This window comes from Cupriavidus sp. 01L45 (genome assembly GCF_056399885.1).
Map to the genome: position 1 here is coordinate 66,134 of NZ_JBFTSG010000010.1, position 15,918 is coordinate 82,051.

Consider the following 15,918-nt stretch of genomic DNA (forward strand, 5'->3'; position numbering starts at 1 on the left):
GGCGGCGCGRCCCCGTCTTCCGCGCCGCCCGCGGTCCCGGCCCGGGTATCGCCGCGCCCCTGCGCCGCATATCCGGCGCTGGTTATATGGCGAGGCGGCATGCTGCCGATGGCTGGCGCTGCGTACCTGGCGGCACGCCTGGGTTGGCTCGGCCACCGGATGCTCGGGCCTGCCGGGCAGGCCCCTGGGCCGGGTGTCATTTGCGCGCCGAAGGGTCTATGTCCTTTCTGGCGCACACAACACCAACGGCCGTTTCGCGGAAAACTTGAGCCGGGTGACTTGGCCGGCGGACGCTCCACCGCCAGCGGCGGAAAATGTACACTTCCGTCCATCGACGGAATGCCACACCGTAGCAAAGAGGATCACTGATGATCGTGCGAGAACGCCCCTCGGGACTGAAGCTGTTCCTGGTCCTGCGAGGCTCGGTCCTGCCCCGCATCTGGCGCGCGCTGCTGGTGAACTTGGTGGTGGCGGTAGGCGTCACGCTCAGCCACGGTGCGTTTTTCCAGCACAAGATCACCCTCACGGCCATTCCCTTCACGCTGATCGGCTTGCCGCTGGCCATCTTCCTGGGCTTTCGCAATACCGCCGCCTACGACCGTTTCTGGGAAGGCCGCAAGCTGTGGGGAGACCTGGTGGTACGCAGCCAGAACCTGGCTCGGCAATGCCTCGGCCTGATTGCCGAGGCGCCGGGTAGCGCCGCCGCTGCCCCGGCCGGGCTGGACGATGTGCGGGTTCGCATGATCTCGCGCGCCATGGCTTATGCCTACGCGCTGCGCAACCGCCTGCGCGGCAGCAGTGCGGATACCGGGCTGGAGCGATCCTGGCTGCGGCCCGCGGAGCTTGCTGCACTGCAGCGCAGCACCAACGCCCCAGCCGCGCTGATGATGGGCATGGGCGAGGATCTGGGCCTTTGCGTGCGGCAAGGCCGTGTCGATCCTTGCCTTGCCGCCGGCATCGACGACACTTTGTCGCACATGGTGGCCACGGCGGTGGCATGCGATCGCATCCGCAACACGCCCATCCCCTTCTCATACACGCTGCTGCTGCACCGCACCGCATACCTGTATTGCTTCCTGCTGCCGTTCGGGCTGGTCGATACCATCGGCTTTGTCACGCCCATCGTGGTGGCGATCGTGGCATATACCTTCTTCGGCCTCGATGCGCTGGGCGATGAACTGGAAGAGCCGTTCGGCACCAGCCCCAACGACCTGCCGCTCGACGCGCTGTGCCGCGCCATCGAGATCGGCATGAAGGAAGCACTGGGCGAAACCGAGTTGCCGCCGCCGCTCGCGCCGGTGGATTACTGCCTGCACTGACGCGCCATTGCCGGCCGGACCGGCATGCGCCGCTTCCATCACTCGCCCGGCCTGGCGCGACTTTCGGTAAACTCTCGCTGTGCCGGCGCAGCGTCGTCCGGCTTTGGCGCACGCCTCACCGCTTTTCCCAGGTTCGAAACATCCCAGATGGCCCAGAAGTCCCCGGCGTCCAAGACGCCCGCCGCACCGGCGTCCAGCCCCAACGAAATCCGTCCCGGCCAGTCCATCGAGCTGCTCAAGGCGCTGCATATCCTCACGCGCGACGGCAAGATGAACCAGGACAGCCGCCGCAAGCTCAAGCAGGTCTATCACCTGTTCCAGTTCATCGAGCCGCTGCTGCAGGATCTCAAACAGGATCACCCCGACGTGACGCTGGTCGACCACGGCGCCGGCAAGTCCTACCTGGGCTTTATCCTGTACGACCTGTTCTTCAAGGAGCAGCTCGACCAGTCGCACATCTACGGCATCGAGACGCGCGAGGAACTGGTGCGCAGTTCGCAGGAGCTTGCCAGCCGGCTGGGCTTCAAGGGCATGTCGTTCCTGAACCTGTCGGTGGCCGATTCGATCACCTCGCCGCAACTGCCGCCCACCATCGACATCGTCACCGCCCTGCACGCCTGCAATACGGCCACGGACGATGCGATCCGCTTCGCGCTGGAGAAGCGCGCCAAATACATCGTGGTGGTGCCKTGCTGCCAGGCCGAAGTGGCCRGCGTGCTGCGCAGGAACAAGGCAAAGCTGCTGGCCGGCAATCCGCTSACSGAGATCTGGCGCCATCCGCTGCATACGCGCGAGTTCGGCAGCCAGGTCACCAATGTGCTGCGCTGCCTGCAACTGGAGGCGCACGGCTACCAGGTCAGCGTGACCGAGCTGGTGGGCTGGGAGCACTCCATGAAGAACGAGCTGATCATCGCGCAGTACAAGGACCTGCCGCGCCGGCGCCCGGCCGAGCGGCTGCATGAAGTGCTGCGCACGCTGGGACTGGAGGAGATGGAAGAACGCTTTTATACGCAAGAGCCGGCCGCTGCCGGCTGATGCTGCCTTGCGTCATGGCCCCGGCGCTGCCGGGGCTGATCAACGCGCCGCCGCGACGGCGCGTTTTTTATTTCCCGCCGTCTTCGGCCATCAGCTTGCGCCAGCCCTCGTGGCCGAGCCGGCGCATGGTCTGCTCGTTGCGCTCGTAGATTTCCGCCGCATCGGGAAACGCCTCCACGGCCCGCGCGATGCTGTCCTCGCGCAGCAGGTGCAGGATGGGGTAAGGCGCGCGGTTGGTGTAGTTCTCGATGTCGTCCGGCTCGCTGCCGCCGAACACATAGTCCGGATGAAAGCTGGCGATCTGCAGGATGCCCGCCAGCCGCAGGCTCTTGAGCAGGCGCTCGGCGAAGTAGAGGAAATCGTTGTACTCGAGGAAATCGGCCAGCGCATGCGGCACGATCAGCAAGGTGGTGTCGATCTCGGCGGGATCGGCATCGGCGAGCGTGCGCATCTCGGTTTCGAGATCGGCCAGCACGCCCTCGGTATCGGTGGCCTCGCACACCGCATAGCGGATCTGCCGCTTCACGTGCACGGCCTTGGCGAAGGGACACAGGTTGAGGCCGATCACGGCGCGCTCCAGCCATTGCTGGGTGGCGTGCACGACGGACTGGCCGGATGGCGAAGCGAAAGACATGGCGATGACGGACGGCGCTAAACCGTTATTTTAGCGCCCGCTGCCCGCACCGCCGCTACGAGGCGGTGCCGCCTAGCGGCGCGGCGCGTAGATCTGGCGCGCCAGCGTCTCGGCCTGCCGCATGGCCGCATCGCGCTCGGCCGCGCTGAGCTTGCCGCAGACGTACTCCAGATTGGCGCTATCCAGGTCGGTGACATGGCGATCGCCCGACAGCAGGATGACCTTGCGCCACATGCAGGCCTTGACGCGGTCGCGCTCCAGACCGAGGCAACCCGACTGCAGGCAGTAGGACAGGTTGCGCTGGGCCAGGAAGTCGCCCTTCATCGCCTTGTCCTGCAGGCCTTGCGCTGTTTCCTGGGCCTGTGTCACCCCTGCCAGCAGACTCAGCAAGACCAGCACGACAGCCCGCGCGGCGGGAAGCGGGAACGACAGGCGAGACGGCAAGAGCATGGGGGAACGCAGGAAACCAGTAGCACGCGGGAAAGCGCGATCTTAGCAGTTGCACCTCGCAGGCGTTCCGGCACGGGCAAGCTGCCTCGCCCTGCCCTATATAATCCGATCCGCCGCACCATACCTTGCGCCGCATTCCGCGACCGACCGCTTTCCCCCGGATTCAAACCATGTCTGCACCCACCGCCCCCCTCCCAGCCGCCAGCATCGCCGTGATCGGCGGCGGACCCGCGGGCCTGATGGCGGCCGAGGCACTGGCTGGGCGCGGGTTTCGCGTGGACGTGTACGACGCCATGCCATCGGTCGGCCGCAAGTTCCTGATGGCCGGGCGCGGCGGCATGAACCTGACGCATTCCGAAGCCGCGCAGCCTTTCCTGGCGCGCTACGGCAGCCGCAGCGCGCAGATCGCGCCGCTGCTGGCGGGCTTCGATCCGCAAGCGCTGCGCGACTGGGTGCACGGCCTGGGCATCGGTACCTTCGTCGGCAGCTCGGGCCGTGTCTTTCCGACCGACATGAAGGCCGCGCCGATGCTGCGCGCATGGCTGCACCGCCTGCGTGAAGCCGGCGTGCAGTTCCATATGCGGCATCGCTGGCTGGGCTGGGCGGACGCCGGCGGCGACTTCCCCCGCAAGCTGTGCTTCGCCACGCCGGAAGGCGAGCGCGTGGTGCAGGCCAGCGCGGTGGTGCTGGCAATGGGCGGCGGCAGTTGGGCGCGACTGGGATCGGACGGCGCCTGGGTGCCGCTGCTGGCCGCGCGCGGCGTCGGGGTAGCGCCGCTGCGCCCGGCCAACTGCGGTTTCGACGTAGCGTGGAGCGAGCACTTCCACACGCGTTTTGCCGGGCAGCCGGTGAAAGCGGTGGCAATCGGCCTGCGCGACCGGGATGGCATTGAACACTATCGCCAAGGCGAATTCGTCATCACCGCGGGTGGCATCGAGGGCAGCCTGGTGTATGCGCTAAGCGCGCCGATGCGCGACCTGCTCGAAGCCACGGGGGAAGCCGTGATCCACCTCGACCTGGCGCCGGGCCTGAGTGCCGAACGCGTAGCCGACGCGGTACAGCGCCCGCGCGGCGCGCGCTCGCTGTCGAGCCATCTGCAAAGCAAGCTGGGCATCACCGGCGTAAAGGCCGGACTGCTGCGCGAATGCCTGTCGAAGGAAGCGTTTGCCGATCCCGCCCGGCTGGCGGTAGCGCTCAAGGCGCTACCCTTGCGCCTGCTGCGCGCGCGCCCGATCGACGAAGTGATCAGCAGCGCGGGCGGCGTCGAGTTCGAGGCGCTGGACGCCGGTCTGATGCTGCGTGCCATGCCGGGCGTGTTCTGCGCCGGCGAGATGCTGGACTGGGAAGCGCCCACCGGCGGCTACCTGCTGACCGCCTGCTTTGCCAGCGGGCTTGCCGCCGGCCTGGGCGCGGCGGCCTATCTGGAAGCCGCTGCCGCGGATTAAGGCCGCGCGGCAGGCGCTCAGGCCGCGTTGCCGTTGACGATGCTCAGTGCGACCGCCTCGGCCACCTCGATGCCATCGATGGCCGCCGAGTAGATGCCGCCCGCATAGCCTGCGCCTTCGCCGGCCGGGTACAGGCCTTCCACATTCATGCTCTGGTAGTCATCCTTGCGGCGGATGCGCAGCGGCGAAGACGTGCGCGTTTCCACACCGGTCAGCACGGCATCGTGCATGGCAAAACCAGCGATTTTCTTGTCGAGTTCGGGTAGTGCTTCGCGGATGGCCTCGATCACGTAGTCGGGCAGCGCGGTCGAGAGATCGGTCGGCGTAACGCCTGGTTTGTACGAAGGCTCGACCGAGCCCATCGCGGTGGAAGGCCGGCGCGCGATGAAGTCGCCAACCAGTTGCGCCGGCGCGTTGTAGTTGCGCCCGCCGAGTTCGAACGCACGCTCTTCCCAGTGGCGCTGGAAGGCAATGCCGGCCATCGGGCCGCCAGGGAAATCTTCCGGCGTGATGCCGACCACGATGCCGGCATTGGCATTGCGCTCGGCGCGGACGTACTGGCTCATGCCGTTGGTGACCACGCGGCCCGGCTCCGAAGCCGCGGCCACCACCGTGCCGCCGGGGCACATGCAGAAGCTGTAGACCGCGCGGCCGTTGCTGGCGTGGTGCACCACCTTGTAGTCGGCGGCGCCCAGCAGCTTGTTGCCGGCGAACTTGCCAAAGCGGCTGCTGTTGATCATGCCCTGCGGATGCTCGATGCGGAAGCCCAGCGAGAACGGCTTGGCCTCCATGAACACGCCGCGTTCAGACAGCATCTCAAAGGTGTCGCGCGCGCTGTGGCCCACCGCCAGGATGACGTGGTCGGCCTCCAGGTACTCGCCATTGGACAGCTTGAGGCCGCGCACCTTGCCGCGTTCGATGTCGATATCCTCGACCCGGGTCTCGAAACGGATCTCGCCGCCGAGCGAGAAAATCTCGGCGCGCATCTTCTCCACCATGCTGACCAGGCGGAAGGTACCGATGTGCGGACGCGCGAGATAGAGGATGTCTTCCGGCGCGCCGGCCTTGACGAACTCGTCGAGCACCTTGCGGCCGTAGTGCTTCGGATCCTTGATCTGGCTGTACAGCTTGCCGTCRGAGAAGGTGCCGGCGCCGCCTTCGCCGAACTGCACGTTCGACTCGGGATTGAGCACGCTCTTGCGCCACAGGCCGAAGGTGTCCTTGGTGCGCTCGCGCACTTCCTTGCCGCGCTCCAGGATGATGGGCTTGAAGCCCATCTGCGCCAGGATCAGGCCAGCCAGCAATCCGCACGGCCCCATGCCGATCACCACCGGGCGCAAGGCCGTGCCCGGCGCCGGTGCCTGCGCGACGAAGCGGTAGGCCATGTCCGGCGTCACGCTCCAGTTCGGCTTGCCGGCCATGCGCTTGATCGCCGCCGCTTCGTCCGTGACTTCGATATCGATGATGTAGGTGAGCTTGATATCGGAGCGCTTGCGGGCATCGTGCGCGCGTCGGAACACGGTGAATCCGGTCAGGCCGTCGGCCTTGACGCCGATTTCGGCGAGGCGCGCGAGGACGGCGGCCTTCAGATCGCTCTCGGCATGATCGAGCGGGAGTTTGACTTCACTTAGACGTAGCATGGGAACCTGGAATTCTGCGGCCGGTGGGTCGGCCCTGGAAGGGGCGCTGACTGCACTCTGGTTGAGCGTCGGGCTGGCCGGACCGCAATTTTATCGTTTTTAGGGCCAAGGTCCGCATTCTCCGCCACGAGGCCACGAAATTGTGAGATCTTCCGCACCCCGGCAAGGTGGAAACGTGTCCCGGCACGCGTTGCCCGCAGCCCAACCAGACAATCCCAGGAAGGAAGAAAAATGATCGACGCACTAGTCAGCGGCCGGCTCCACGGCCATGCGAGCGAGCGTACCGGCCAGGGCGGCAGCCTATACGTCACCGCCAAGCTCAAGGCCGCGGTCAACGACGGCGATACCGTCATCGTCAACGTGATCGCCTTTGCCGACAAGGTGCGCGCCGCGCTGCTGGCGCTGGAGGATGGCGAGTCGGTGGCGCTGTCGGGCAGCCTGACGCCCAAGGTCTGGACCGACAAGAACGGCGACACCCGGCCCGCGCTGGACCTGGTGGCGCATGCCATGCTGAGCGCCCACGACCGCCAGGACTGAGCGGCGCGCCAGCCCTTCAGTCCTGCGCCGGCTGTGCCGTCTGCACCAGGGCGGCAAAGCGGGCCAGGTCCACATTGCCGCCGGACAGCAGCACGCCCACGCGCTTGCCGGTCACGGCAACCCGCTTGGCGAACACGGCTGCGGCCGCCAGGCAGCCGGTCGGCTCGACGATCATCTTCATGCGGCTGGCGAAGAAAGCCATGGCCTCGACCAGTTCCGCGTCGCTGACCGTCACCACATCGTCCACCAGGCTGCGCAGCACCGGGAAGGTGAGCTGGCCGAGATGCTGCGTCTGGGCACCATCGGCGAGCGTGGCGGGGGTATCGATGTGGACGATCTTGCCGGTGCGCAAGCTGCGCTGGCCGTCGTTGCCAGCCTCGGGCTCCACGCCGATCACCAGGCAGTCCGGGTTGAGCGCGCGCGCGGCCACGGCGCAGCCCGACAACAGGCCGCCGCCGCCCAGCGGGGTCAGCAGCACATCCAGCGGCCCGGCCTGCTCGAACAGTTCCTTGGCGGCCGTGCCCTGCCCGGCCATCACATGCGGATGATCGTAAGGCGGGATCAGCGTCAGGCCTTGCTCCTGCGCCAGACGGCGCCCGATGGCTTCGCGATCCTCGGTATAGCGGTCGTACAGCACCACTTCGCCGCCATAGCCGCGGGTGGCGGCGATCTTGATCGCGGGCGCATCGCGCGGCATCACGATCACCGCGCGCACGCCGAACAGGCGCGCCGACAGGGCGATCGCCTGCGCATGGTTGCCCGAGGAAAACGCGATCACCCCGCCCGCCCGCTGCTCGGGCGTGAACTGCGCGATGGCGTTATAGGCGCCGCGAAACTTGAACGCGCCCATGCGCTGGAAATTCTCGCACTTGAAAAACAGTTGCGCGCCGCTTGCCGCATCGGCGGTAGTGGAAGTCATCACCGGCGTGCGGTGCGCCACGCCCTCCAGGCGGCGGTGGGCCTGGACCACGTCGTCGTAGGAAATTGCCAGTTCGGTCATCGTGTTGCTCTCCATGTATGCATTGCCTGCATTGCCGCGCCACCAATGGCGCTCCCGGCGTTACCTCGCCAGCCAGCGGGCCCACCAGGCCCGCGCCGGCGGTGGCTGAAGCCGCAGCGTGGCCGCTCGCCGCGCCAGCACTTCCACCCAGCCCGCCGGCAGTTCCGCCGCGCTGCCAGCCGGCAGGCGCCGCGGCAGGCGCCACACCGTGCCGGACAGCCAGCGCGGCGCCTCGACCATGTCCACTTCGCCCTCCAGCACATAAAGCGTGGTGCCGGCCTGGGCATGGAACCGTAGCACACGGCTGGTTTCGAGGTCGAGCGTCTGCGCTTGCGGCACGCTCGCCGCCGGCGTGGCGTGGGCAACCTGCACCGGCTCGACAGCGACGATGATTGGTTCTGAACGATAGCTTTGCATGATGCCTGTTCCCTGGCTTTGACAGGGTTCCAGACTACCGGGCAGTACCGGACCAAAACAGGCACACGCCAGCGGCTTGTGAACCATAACAGAGGCGCCTCAATCCATCTGTTACGATACAGAAGCCATACATCTGTATCTGTTGTGCCGGCTCCCGCCGCGCCACCATGCCGCATGGAATCCGCCCCGCTCTATCGCCAGCTCGCCCAGCACTACCTGCATGCCATCGAAACCGGCGCACTGAAGCCGGGAGATCGCATCCCCTCCGTGCGCACCCTGATGGAGCTGCATGGCGTGAGTTTGTCCACCGCACTGCAAGCCTGCCGGCAGATGGAGAGCGATGGCCTGCTCGAAGCCAGGCCGCGCTCGGGCTATTTCGTGCGGCATACCCGCCACAAGCCGCTGGCACCGATCGAGGAACCCGCCGCCACGCTGCCGGACCCCGCGCAGTACGTCGGCATCCATGAGCGCATTTCCGCCATCACCGCACGCGGACGCCAGCTTCCGGTCGAGGTGAGCTTCGCCGGCGCCTGCGGCGCGCCGGCACTCTACCCGGCGGAGGCCCTGCGCAATGCCGCGGCGCGCGCGCTGCGGCGCCACCCGTATCTGTTCGGCAGCGCCGCCGACGCCGAAGGGCACCCGGCTTTTCGCGCCGTGCTGGCGCGGCACGCACTGCTTTCGCGCATCACCGTGGCGCCCGAAGACATCATGGTCACCCATGGCTGCACGGAAGCCCTCAACCTTGCCCTGCGCGCGGTGGCGCGCCCGGGCGACGTGATTGCCGTGGAGTCGCCCACCTACTACGGCCTGCTGCAGATACTGGAAAGCCTGGGCATGCGGGCGCTGGAGATTCCCAGCAGCCCGCAGACCGGCATCTCGCTCGAAGCGCTGGAACTGGCGGCACAAACCTACGACAACATCCGCGCCGTGGTGGTGGTGCCGAACCTGCAGAATCCGCTGGGCAGCATCATGCCGGACGCCAACAAGGCGCAACTGGTGGCATGGTGCGAGCAGCGCGCCATCGCGCTGATCGAGGACGACTGCTTCTCCGCGCTGGCGGACAGCGACGCGCCACTGGCCGCGCTCAAGGCCTGGGACCGCGGCGGCGGCGTGATCCATTGCGCCTCGTTGCACAAGATACTGGCCCCTGGCATGCGGCTGGGCTGGATTGCCGCGGGCAGATGGCAGGCGCGCGTGGAGATGCTCAAGTACAGCCAGTCGCGGCCCAACGAACTGCTGGCGCAGATCGCTGCCGCCGAGTACATGGGGTCGGGCGCCTTCGAGCGTCACCTGCGGCGCCTGCGCGAGCAACTGCGCAGCCAGCGCGGGCAGGTGGCGCAAGCGATTGCAGCCGAGTTCCCCGCGGGCACGCGCGCCTCCAACCCGAACGGCGGCCTGCACCTGTGGGTGGAGTTGCCGGGATCGGTATCGTCCGAGACGGTGTTCGACAAGGCCATGGAGGCCGGCATCCGCGTGGTCCCCGGCGTGATGTTCTCCAACTCCAACCGCTTCGACCATTTCCTGCGGCTCAACTGCGGCACGCCGTATTCGCCTGCCATCGAGCGCGCGCTGCGCACGCTTGCTGGCGTGGTGGCGCGCGTGGCCGACAAGCCAGGGCCAGGGCCAGGGCCAGGGCCACAGGGCGGCGCGGGAGCCAGGCGCGGCGGCTGAGGGCCGCTAGCCACGGCCGGCGCCGGGCAAAGCGGCCTGGAGCGCAGCATCCGTCGCCCAGCGCCACCATTCACTCCTCCCATCGCGCCGTTCATCGCAGCCCCCTAGGCACCCTCGGGGGCTGCCGGCATCCTTGCGAACATTGCCGAAACCGGCAGCCCACGCTCACAAGGAGAACCAGATGCCGCACCCCTCCCTCCCCCTTGCCGTCGAGACCGTGGGTTCCGCCTTGCGCCTTTGCACGGCTCGCCGCGCCGACCAGGCGCATCGCCTGGCGCCGCGCGCGGACATCCGCGAGACCAAGGCTAGCCATGACGCCAAGGACGGCGCCAGACACACGAAGCATGATCAAGGACAAAGCGGACATGGCTTGCTTGCCGATACCATCCGCCATGTTCCTGTCCAGACAGTCACCGACATGACTTACGCCCAAACCGCAGCCGGCGGCAAGCTCGACGAGCTGCGCACGCTGGCCGCCCATCTGACCGCCGGCTCGCTGCTGCAGGCGGCCACGCTGCAACTGATTGCCGAGCAAGAAAAATCGCCGCACGGGCACGCGCCCGCGCGCATTGCCGAGCTTTCCCGCCAGGCCTGAGCGGCGGGCCAGCGGCTGCGGCAACCCGCCAGGCGTGTTTTTACGCCACACACCACCCATTTCTTCCTCTGCTGCCATATGCTATCGCCCGTAGCGAGCATGGCGGCAACCTTCCCGGCAGATTCCGGATGGCCCGATCAGCCGTGCCGCCTGCGCTCCGGCCCGGCTGGCGCGCTTATCGGGAAAGGGAGAAAAGAGATTGGTAGCCACGACTGAGACGTCGCGTATCGACGCCGAATACAAAACCATGTTCCAGCTCGCGCCGGTCTCGCTGTGGCTTGAAGACTTCAGCGCGGTGCGCGAGTACTTCCAGGTCCTGCGCGCGCAGGGCGTCAGCGACCTGCGCAGCTACCTGCGCACCCATCCGCAGGAAGTCGCCCGTTGTTCGGCACGGATCCGGGTGCTGGATGTGAACCAGCGCACACTGGACCTCTTTCGCGCCTCGGACCTTTCCGATCTCGTCAGCAATCTAGATACCGTCTTTCGCGACGATATGTTCGACCAGCACGTCGAGGAGCTCGCCCAGCTATGGGACGGCGGGTTGCGTTTTTCCAGCCAGACCGTCAACTACACGCTGGAAGGCAAGCGGCTGGACATCCGGCTGGAGGCAACGGTCATGCCCGGCCACGAGGCGACCTGGGAACGCGTGCTGCTGTCGATCGAGGACATCACCGCGCGCGTCGCCACCGAGCACGAGCTGCGCCGCAGCGAGCAATACGCGATGGGCTTGTTCGAGCATTCGCCGGTCTCGCTATGGGTCGAGGATTTCAGCGCGGTCAAGCTGCTGCTGGACGAAGTGCGCGGCGCGGGCATCACGGATTTCCGCACTTTCCTCAACGTGCACCCGGATTTTATTTCGCGCTGCATGCAGGAGATCCGCGTACTCGACGTCAACCAGCAAACCCTGCTGATGTTCAGCGCGTCGTCCAAGCGGGAACTGCTGTCACGCCTGGGCGATGTGTTCCGCGACAATATGCGCATCCAGTTCGCCGAGCAGCTGATCGACCTCTGGAACGAAAAGCTCTGGCAGCAGCGCGAGGTGGTCAACTACGCGCTGGATGGCCGGCCGGTGGATGTGTTCATGCAGTGGTCGGTCTTTCCCGGCCACGAGGCGGACTGGGACCAGGTGCTGGTCTCCCTGACCGATATCACCGCGCGCAAGAAGGCCGAGGCCTATGTTGAGTTCCTGGGCAAGCACGACGTGCTGACCAAGCTCTACAACCGCGCGTACTACGAAGACGAACTCGCGCGCCTGGGCCGCAAGGGCCCGTGGCCGGTCAGCGTGATCGCGGTGGACCTCAACGGGCTGAAGCAGGTCAACGACCAGCTCGGCCACGGCGACGGAGATGCCTTGCTGCGCCGTACCGGCGAGGCGCTGAAGAAGGCCGTTGGCGAGCAGGCTTGCGTGGCCCGGGTGGGAGGCGATGAATTCATGATTTTGCTGCCGGCGCGCGACGAACGCGGCGCGGCCACGGTGGTCGAGCAGATCCATCAGGTGGTCGAGCTCAACAACCAGTTCTATCCGGGCACCGCGCTCAGCCTGTCGATCGGCACGGCAAGCTGCAGTGCCGGCGATCGCCTGAGCGACACCGTCAAGCTGGCCGACTCGCGCATGTACCAGGCCAAGCGCGCCCATTACGAAGCGCTCGACGACGAGCGCGAACGCCGCCGCCGATAGCGCACCGCAAACAGAAAGGGCCGGCATCAGCCGGCCCTTTCTGTTTTTGCGCGCCGCGGTCCGCCAGGGACCGCGCTGCGTTTGAAGCTCGCGTTACAGGTACACGATCAATGCCACGCCCGCGGCGATCAGGCCGAACTTCACCACGTAGTACGCCGGCCGGCTCCATGCCTTAAAGCGGCGGCGATACTGCCCGCCCAGCCAGACAACACGGAACAGGCGATTGATCACGCCGGTCTGGTCGGATTCCTCGTTGGGCGAACTCGCCGCGGTCATGACCTTGCGGCCCAGCCAGCGGTTGACCTTGCCGGCCCAGCCGAAGCGCATCGGACGCTCGATATCGCAGAACAGGATCAGCCGGTTGCTGTCGCTCTTGTTCTCCGCCCAGTGCAGGTAGGTCTCGTCGAACACCACGCCTTCCCCGTCGCGCCAGCTATGGCGCTCGCCATCGACCTCGATAAAGCAGCGGTCGTCGTTAGGCGTGGCCAGACCCAGGTGGTAACGCAGCGAACCCGCGAACGGATCGCGGTGCGGGTTCAGCTTGCCGCCGGGGGGCAGTTCGGCAAACATCGCCGCCTTCACGCTCGGCAGGCCACGCAGCAGCTCGACAGTGCGCGGGCACAGAACCTCGGCCGAAGGATGGCGGGCTTCATACCACTTCAGGTAGAAACGCTTCCAGCCGTATTTGAAAAACGAGTTGAAACCCGCGTCATCGTTCTTGTCGGCGGCCTTGATCTTGCGCATGGCGGCCAGGGCCAGGCCCTCATCGCGGATCTCCGGCCACGCGGCACGGATCTTCTCGAGTTCCGGAAAGCGCTCGACGGGGATGTAGGGCGTGCGCGGCACGCCCGAAAAAACATACATGAAGCAGTTGACCGGCGCCACCAGTGCCGAATGATCCAGCAACTGGCGCCAGATGCGCAGCCTCACCTTGCCGCGAAAATGCACGTACAGGATCGCTCCCAGGTACGTCGCGACGATTATCCACTTGATCACCCGAAATCCTCCATTCCATGTCAACAGCACCGCGCAGTTGCATACGCGGCAACAGGACGGTGTCGGGGGGCGAAAACCCGTAGTTTATCGAAATGGCGGGCGCCGCGCTCAATGAGATTGATGCACCACACACCAATTCGTCACATGAGACGGATGGGGAAACCGGCCGGTCCGGTTCAAGGCGTGCCGCGCGATTGCCGGGCGATGCGCTCGATCAGCGCATTGGCGTCATCCGGCAAGCCCTGCAGCGTCAGCAGCCGCGCGTTGAGCACCATATTCTCCAGCACCAGCTTGGCGGTGGAGGCCCACATGGTGGCCAGCAGCGCATCCACCGGCATGCCCGCCGATTCCATCGCGCTGGAACGCTGCGCTACCAGATGGCACACCAACGCGCGCAACGTCGCATCGTCGAAGGGCAGGTCGGCATAGTCGATCGGGTCCTCCTTCTCGACTTCGACCATCAGTTGCATGAGCATGTCTTCGGTCATCGGCAAGCTCCCACCGGATCGGATGTTCCTGACGATGACGCTAACCCTCGTCCATCGCGTTGTCAATGCGGCGGACGATCGACCTCAAGCGAACAACAACAGATACGATACGCCGCGCGCGCTTGCCAGATCCGGGTTGCCAGATCCGATGACTCAGGGTAATCGATAGATAGGACGCATCATTTAAGACTGAACAAAGCGTGTAAGCTCCGGTCTCATTCCCATCACTAACTAAACAGTAGCGTTCATGACCAAGCGTTTGTTGTCGGCCATGCGTCAGTACGCATGGTTCGGTGGTGTCAAGCACCACGTGGTCCAAGGCGTGGAAGCGCTGGCCACCTTGCTCAAGTCTCCCGCAGTCGCGGCCCGCGCAGTGGCCGCAATCGTTGCCGAAACCGAACAGGGCGTGCAGGTGTGGGTGTCCTATTTTGGCAAGCCGATGGACCCGCATACCACGTACGTTTTCTGGCCCATGCAGCGCGCGCTCAAACCCGCGCGACGACGCGTCGCCGTTCCCTTGCCCCGGCAACACTGGGATCGCGATCGTCATTAGAGGCGCTGCACCCTCGTTACACCATCACGCGCCGGCCGATCGAGGCCGGTGACGAGAGGCGCCGGCCCCAGCGGTTCATGACGCCTCGCTTCCCCCATCTCCCTCCCGTTCCCCTCACTGCCAGCCGCCATTGCGGCAACCGCCTGATCCCGCCTCGCAGCGGATCGCTGCGCCGCCCTCAGGCGTCGGCCCAGCGCCGCAGCAGGTTGTGATAGACACCGGTAAGCCCCACCACGGCCGGCTCTTTTTGTCCAAGCGCCTGGCCTACCCGCTGGATCTGCGTATCGAGATCAAACAGGACCGAACGCTGGCCTTCGTCGCGCACCATACTCTGAATCCAGAAAAATGACGACACGCGCGCGCCGCGCGTGACCGGGCTGACGTGATGCAGGCTGGTGGCGGGATACAGCACCATATGTCCCGCCGGCAGCTTTACGCGCTGTTGGCCGTAGGTGTCCTCCACCACCAGTTCACCGCCGTCGTAATCCTCCGGCGCCGTCAGGAACAGCGTGGCCGACAGGTCGCTGCGAATGCGGAAGCTGGTGCCGCGCAGGTGGCGGATGGCGTTGTCGATGTGATTATCGAATGCATGCCCACCCTCGTAGCGATTGAACAAGGGCGGGTAGACCTTGAGCGGCAGCGCGGCCGAAATGAACAGCGGGTTGGCCCCCAGCGCATCCTGGATCAGGTCGCCGACCTGGCGCGCCACGGGCGAGCCTTCCGGCAACTGCAGGTTGCGCTTCGCCAGCGCCGATTGATGGCCGGAAGTGGCGTTGCCGTCGGTCCATTCCGCCGCGTCCATCCACGCGCGGCATTGGGCTACCTGAGCCTGTGTCAGCACATCGGGGATTTGCAGCATCATGATTTCGATTACCTCGGCGAGACGGTTAGCGGGCGGCACCTGCAGGCCAGTTGAGCCAGCAGCCTGATGGCGCTCCGGGGAGCGCCGATTGTAAGAGAAAGCGACTCGCCACACAAATAGGAATCATTACCATTTGCCGATGACTTGACCTGACGCAAGTCAACCGGCGTGCAGGAAACCGGTACTGTCAGCCGCGTGCCGACAGCCGCCGCGCATGCCGCCCACTACAATGAAATGCACCCAGCCACTCTGCCCAGGAGACGGAAATGCCCGAACCGGTACATGACGAAGCGTTGGTCAATCTTTACCTTGAGCAGATTTCCGCCCTGTCGATCAGTGCCTTCGATGGTGCCGATGTCGGCCAGGAACTCAGCCAGATCGTGCGCGAGGCCGTCGACCAGTGCGGCGCCAGCAAGGCCACGCCCGCGGGCAATAACCTGAGTGTGCTGATCGAGCGGCTGACCGCGCGCGCCGAGTCCGCGGCCCGCGAGGGTCAGCCGCAGGTGCGCGACACCTTTGCACGCGCCGCCGAACTGGCCCGGACGCCAGCCTGAGATTCAAGCGGGCGGCGGCCCGCGTGCGCGCTCGCGGGGTAATG

General features: G+C 66.2%; 17 protein-coding genes. 9 read left to right on the forward strand and 8 right to left on the reverse strand.

Features of this window, described 5'->3' with window-relative positions; genetic code table 11:
• Positions 1–368 precede the first annotated feature (368 nt).
• Positions 369–1,319 carry a bestrophin family protein gene (locus AC1DT6_RS09070; RefSeq protein ID WP_441628168.1) on the forward strand — a complete coding sequence of 317 codons (951 nt, stop codon included), beginning with the start codon at positions 369–371 and terminating at the stop codon, positions 1,317–1,319.
• A 147-nt stretch (positions 1,320–1,466) separates the two neighbouring features.
• Positions 1,467–2,354 carry a class I SAM-dependent methyltransferase gene (locus AC1DT6_RS09075; RefSeq protein WP_477114638.1) on the forward strand — a complete coding sequence of 296 codons (888 nt, stop codon included), beginning with the start codon at positions 1,467–1,469 and terminating at the stop codon, positions 2,352–2,354.
• Positions 2,355–2,421: 67 nt separating this feature from the next.
• On the opposite strand, the gene AC1DT6_RS09080 is transcribed toward AC1DT6_RS09075, so the two are convergent.
• Complete coding sequence (locus tag AC1DT6_RS09080) at positions 2,422–2,988, reverse strand: DUF1415 domain-containing protein (RefSeq protein ID WP_035859476.1); 567 nt, start codon at positions 2,986–2,988, stop codon at positions 2,422–2,424.
• Positions 2,989–3,060: 72 nt separating this feature from the next.
• The gene (locus AC1DT6_RS09085) at positions 3,061–3,438 is read right to left on the reverse strand and encodes a hypothetical protein (protein WP_441628172.1); all 378 of its coding nucleotides are present in this window, start codon (positions 3,436–3,438) and stop codon (positions 3,061–3,063) included.
• Between the two features lie 170 nt (positions 3,439–3,608).
• On the opposite strand from AC1DT6_RS09085, the gene AC1DT6_RS09090 reads away from it, so the two are divergent.
• Positions 3,609–4,883, forward strand: a complete 1,275-nt coding sequence (locus tag AC1DT6_RS09090) for a TIGR03862 family flavoprotein (protein WP_477102437.1) — start codon at positions 3,609–3,611, stop codon at positions 4,881–4,883.
• 17 nt (positions 4,884–4,900) lie between these two features.
• On the opposite strand, the gene AC1DT6_RS09095 is transcribed toward AC1DT6_RS09090, so the two are convergent.
• Entirely contained in the window at positions 4,901–6,523 is a 1,623-nt protein-coding gene (locus AC1DT6_RS09095; RefSeq protein WP_441632072.1) for an NAD(P)/FAD-dependent oxidoreductase, read from the reverse strand.
• Positions 6,524–6,754: 231 nt separating this feature from the next.
• Here AC1DT6_RS09095 and AC1DT6_RS09100 point away from each other — a divergent pair, with 231 nt between their 5' ends.
• Complete coding sequence (locus AC1DT6_RS09100) at positions 6,755–7,060, forward strand: single-stranded DNA-binding protein (RefSeq protein ID WP_045238616.1); 306 nt, start codon at positions 6,755–6,757, stop codon at positions 7,058–7,060.
• A gap of 16 nt (positions 7,061–7,076) precedes the next feature.
• On the opposite strand, the gene AC1DT6_RS09105 is transcribed toward AC1DT6_RS09100, so the two are convergent.
• Both AC1DT6_RS09105 and AC1DT6_RS09110 read right to left on the reverse strand, forming a co-directional pair.
• Positions 7,077–8,060, reverse strand: coding sequence for a threo-3-hydroxy-L-aspartate ammonia-lyase (locus AC1DT6_RS09105; protein ID WP_441632075.1), 984 nt, complete (start codon positions 8,058–8,060; stop codon positions 7,077–7,079).
• Positions 8,061–8,120: 60 nt separating this feature from the next.
• Positions 8,121–8,477, reverse strand: coding sequence for a hypothetical protein (locus AC1DT6_RS09110; protein ID WP_477102438.1), 357 nt, complete (start codon positions 8,475–8,477; stop codon positions 8,121–8,123).
• 174 nt (positions 8,478–8,651) lie between these two features.
• Between AC1DT6_RS09110 and AC1DT6_RS09115 the strand changes: the two genes are divergently transcribed.
• From AC1DT6_RS09115 to AC1DT6_RS09125, 3 genes are all read left to right on the forward strand, one after another.
• Complete coding sequence (locus tag AC1DT6_RS09115; RefSeq protein WP_477102439.1) at positions 8,652–10,148, forward strand: aminotransferase-like domain-containing protein; 1,497 nt, start codon at positions 8,652–8,654, stop codon at positions 10,146–10,148.
• Between the two features lie 181 nt (positions 10,149–10,329).
• Positions 10,330–10,743, forward strand: a complete 414-nt coding sequence (locus AC1DT6_RS09120) for a hypothetical protein (protein WP_477102440.1) — start codon at positions 10,330–10,332, stop codon at positions 10,741–10,743.
• A gap of 247 nt (positions 10,744–10,990) precedes the next feature.
• A complete protein-coding gene (locus AC1DT6_RS09125) occupies positions 10,991–12,421 on the forward strand; it encodes a sensor domain-containing diguanylate cyclase (protein ID WP_477102459.1) in 1,431 nt (476 codons plus the stop codon).
• A 93-nt stretch (positions 12,422–12,514) separates the two neighbouring features.
• Here AC1DT6_RS09125 and lpxO read toward each other — a convergent pair whose 3' ends face one another.
• Positions 12,515–13,417 (reverse strand): lipid A hydroxylase LpxO, encoded by a 903-nt coding sequence (lpxO, locus tag AC1DT6_RS09130; protein WP_035859469.1) that lies wholly within the window; start codon positions 13,415–13,417, stop codon positions 12,515–12,517.
• 176 nt (positions 13,418–13,593) lie between these two features.
• Positions 13,594–13,905, reverse strand: a complete 312-nt coding sequence (locus tag AC1DT6_RS09135) for a hypothetical protein (protein WP_035859468.1) — start codon at positions 13,903–13,905, stop codon at positions 13,594–13,596.
• 247 nt (positions 13,906–14,152) lie between these two features.
• Here AC1DT6_RS09135 and AC1DT6_RS09140 point away from each other — a divergent pair, with 247 nt between their 5' ends.
• Positions 14,153–14,458: a hypothetical protein gene (locus AC1DT6_RS09140; RefSeq protein ID WP_035859467.1), complete on the forward strand. Its 306-nt coding sequence runs from the start codon at positions 14,153–14,155 to the stop codon at positions 14,456–14,458.
• Between the two features lie 178 nt (positions 14,459–14,636).
• Here AC1DT6_RS09140 and AC1DT6_RS09145 read toward each other — a convergent pair whose 3' ends face one another.
• Positions 14,637–15,320, reverse strand: a complete 684-nt coding sequence (locus AC1DT6_RS09145) for a Fe2+-dependent dioxygenase (RefSeq protein WP_441632085.1) — start codon at positions 15,318–15,320, stop codon at positions 14,637–14,639.
• A gap of 266 nt (positions 15,321–15,586) precedes the next feature.
• Here AC1DT6_RS09145 and AC1DT6_RS09150 point away from each other — a divergent pair, with 266 nt between their 5' ends.
• Positions 15,587–15,874, forward strand: a complete 288-nt coding sequence (locus AC1DT6_RS09150) for a hypothetical protein (protein WP_276287725.1) — start codon at positions 15,587–15,589, stop codon at positions 15,872–15,874.
• Positions 15,875–15,918 lie beyond the last annotated feature (44 nt).

Bases quoted from the DNA above. Each gene is read 5' to 3' on its own strand.
- AC1DT6_RS09135 (WP_035859468.1), bottom strand. From the start codon at position 13,905: ATGACCGAAGACATGCTCATGCAACTGATGGTCGAAGTCGAGAAGGAG.
- AC1DT6_RS09140 (WP_035859467.1), top strand. From the start codon at position 14,153: ATGACCAAGCGTTTGTTGTCGGCCATGCGTCAGTACGCATGGTTCGGT.
- AC1DT6_RS09110 (WP_477102438.1), bottom strand. From the start codon at position 8,477: ATGCAAAGCTATCGTTCAGAACCAATCATCGTCGCTGTCGAGCCGGTG.
- AC1DT6_RS09145 (WP_441632085.1), bottom strand. From the start codon at position 15,320: ATGATGCTGCAAATCCCCGATGTGCTGACACAGGCTCAGGTAGCCCAA.
- AC1DT6_RS09100 (WP_045238616.1), top strand. From the start codon at position 6,755: ATGATCGACGCACTAGTCAGCGGCCGGCTCCACGGCCATGCGAGCGAG.
- AC1DT6_RS09115 (WP_477102439.1), top strand. From the start codon at position 8,652: ATGGAATCCGCCCCGCTCTATCGCCAGCTCGCCCAGCACTACCTGCAT.
- AC1DT6_RS09125 (WP_477102459.1), top strand. From the start codon at position 10,991: ATGTTCCAGCTCGCGCCGGTCTCGCTGTGGCTTGAAGACTTCAGCGCG.
- AC1DT6_RS09090 (WP_477102437.1), top strand. From the start codon at position 3,609: ATGTCTGCACCCACCGCCCCCCTCCCAGCCGCCAGCATCGCCGTGATC.
- AC1DT6_RS09070 (WP_441628168.1), top strand. From the start codon at position 369: ATGATCGTGCGAGAACGCCCCTCGGGACTGAAGCTGTTCCTGGTCCTG.
- AC1DT6_RS09150 (WP_276287725.1), top strand. From the start codon at position 15,587: ATGCCCGAACCGGTACATGACGAAGCGTTGGTCAATCTTTACCTTGAG.
- AC1DT6_RS09105 (WP_441632075.1), bottom strand. From the start codon at position 8,060: ATGACCGAACTGGCAATTTCCTACGACGACGTGGTCCAGGCCCACCGC.
- AC1DT6_RS09080 (WP_035859476.1), bottom strand. From the start codon at position 2,988: ATGTCTTTCGCTTCGCCATCCGGCCAGTCCGTCGTGCACGCCACCCAG.
- AC1DT6_RS09085 (WP_441628172.1), bottom strand. From the start codon at position 3,438: ATGCTCTTGCCGTCTCGCCTGTCGTTCCCGCTTCCCGCCGCGCGGGCT.
- AC1DT6_RS09120 (WP_477102440.1), top strand. From the start codon at position 10,330: ATGCCGCACCCCTCCCTCCCCCTTGCCGTCGAGACCGTGGGTTCCGCC.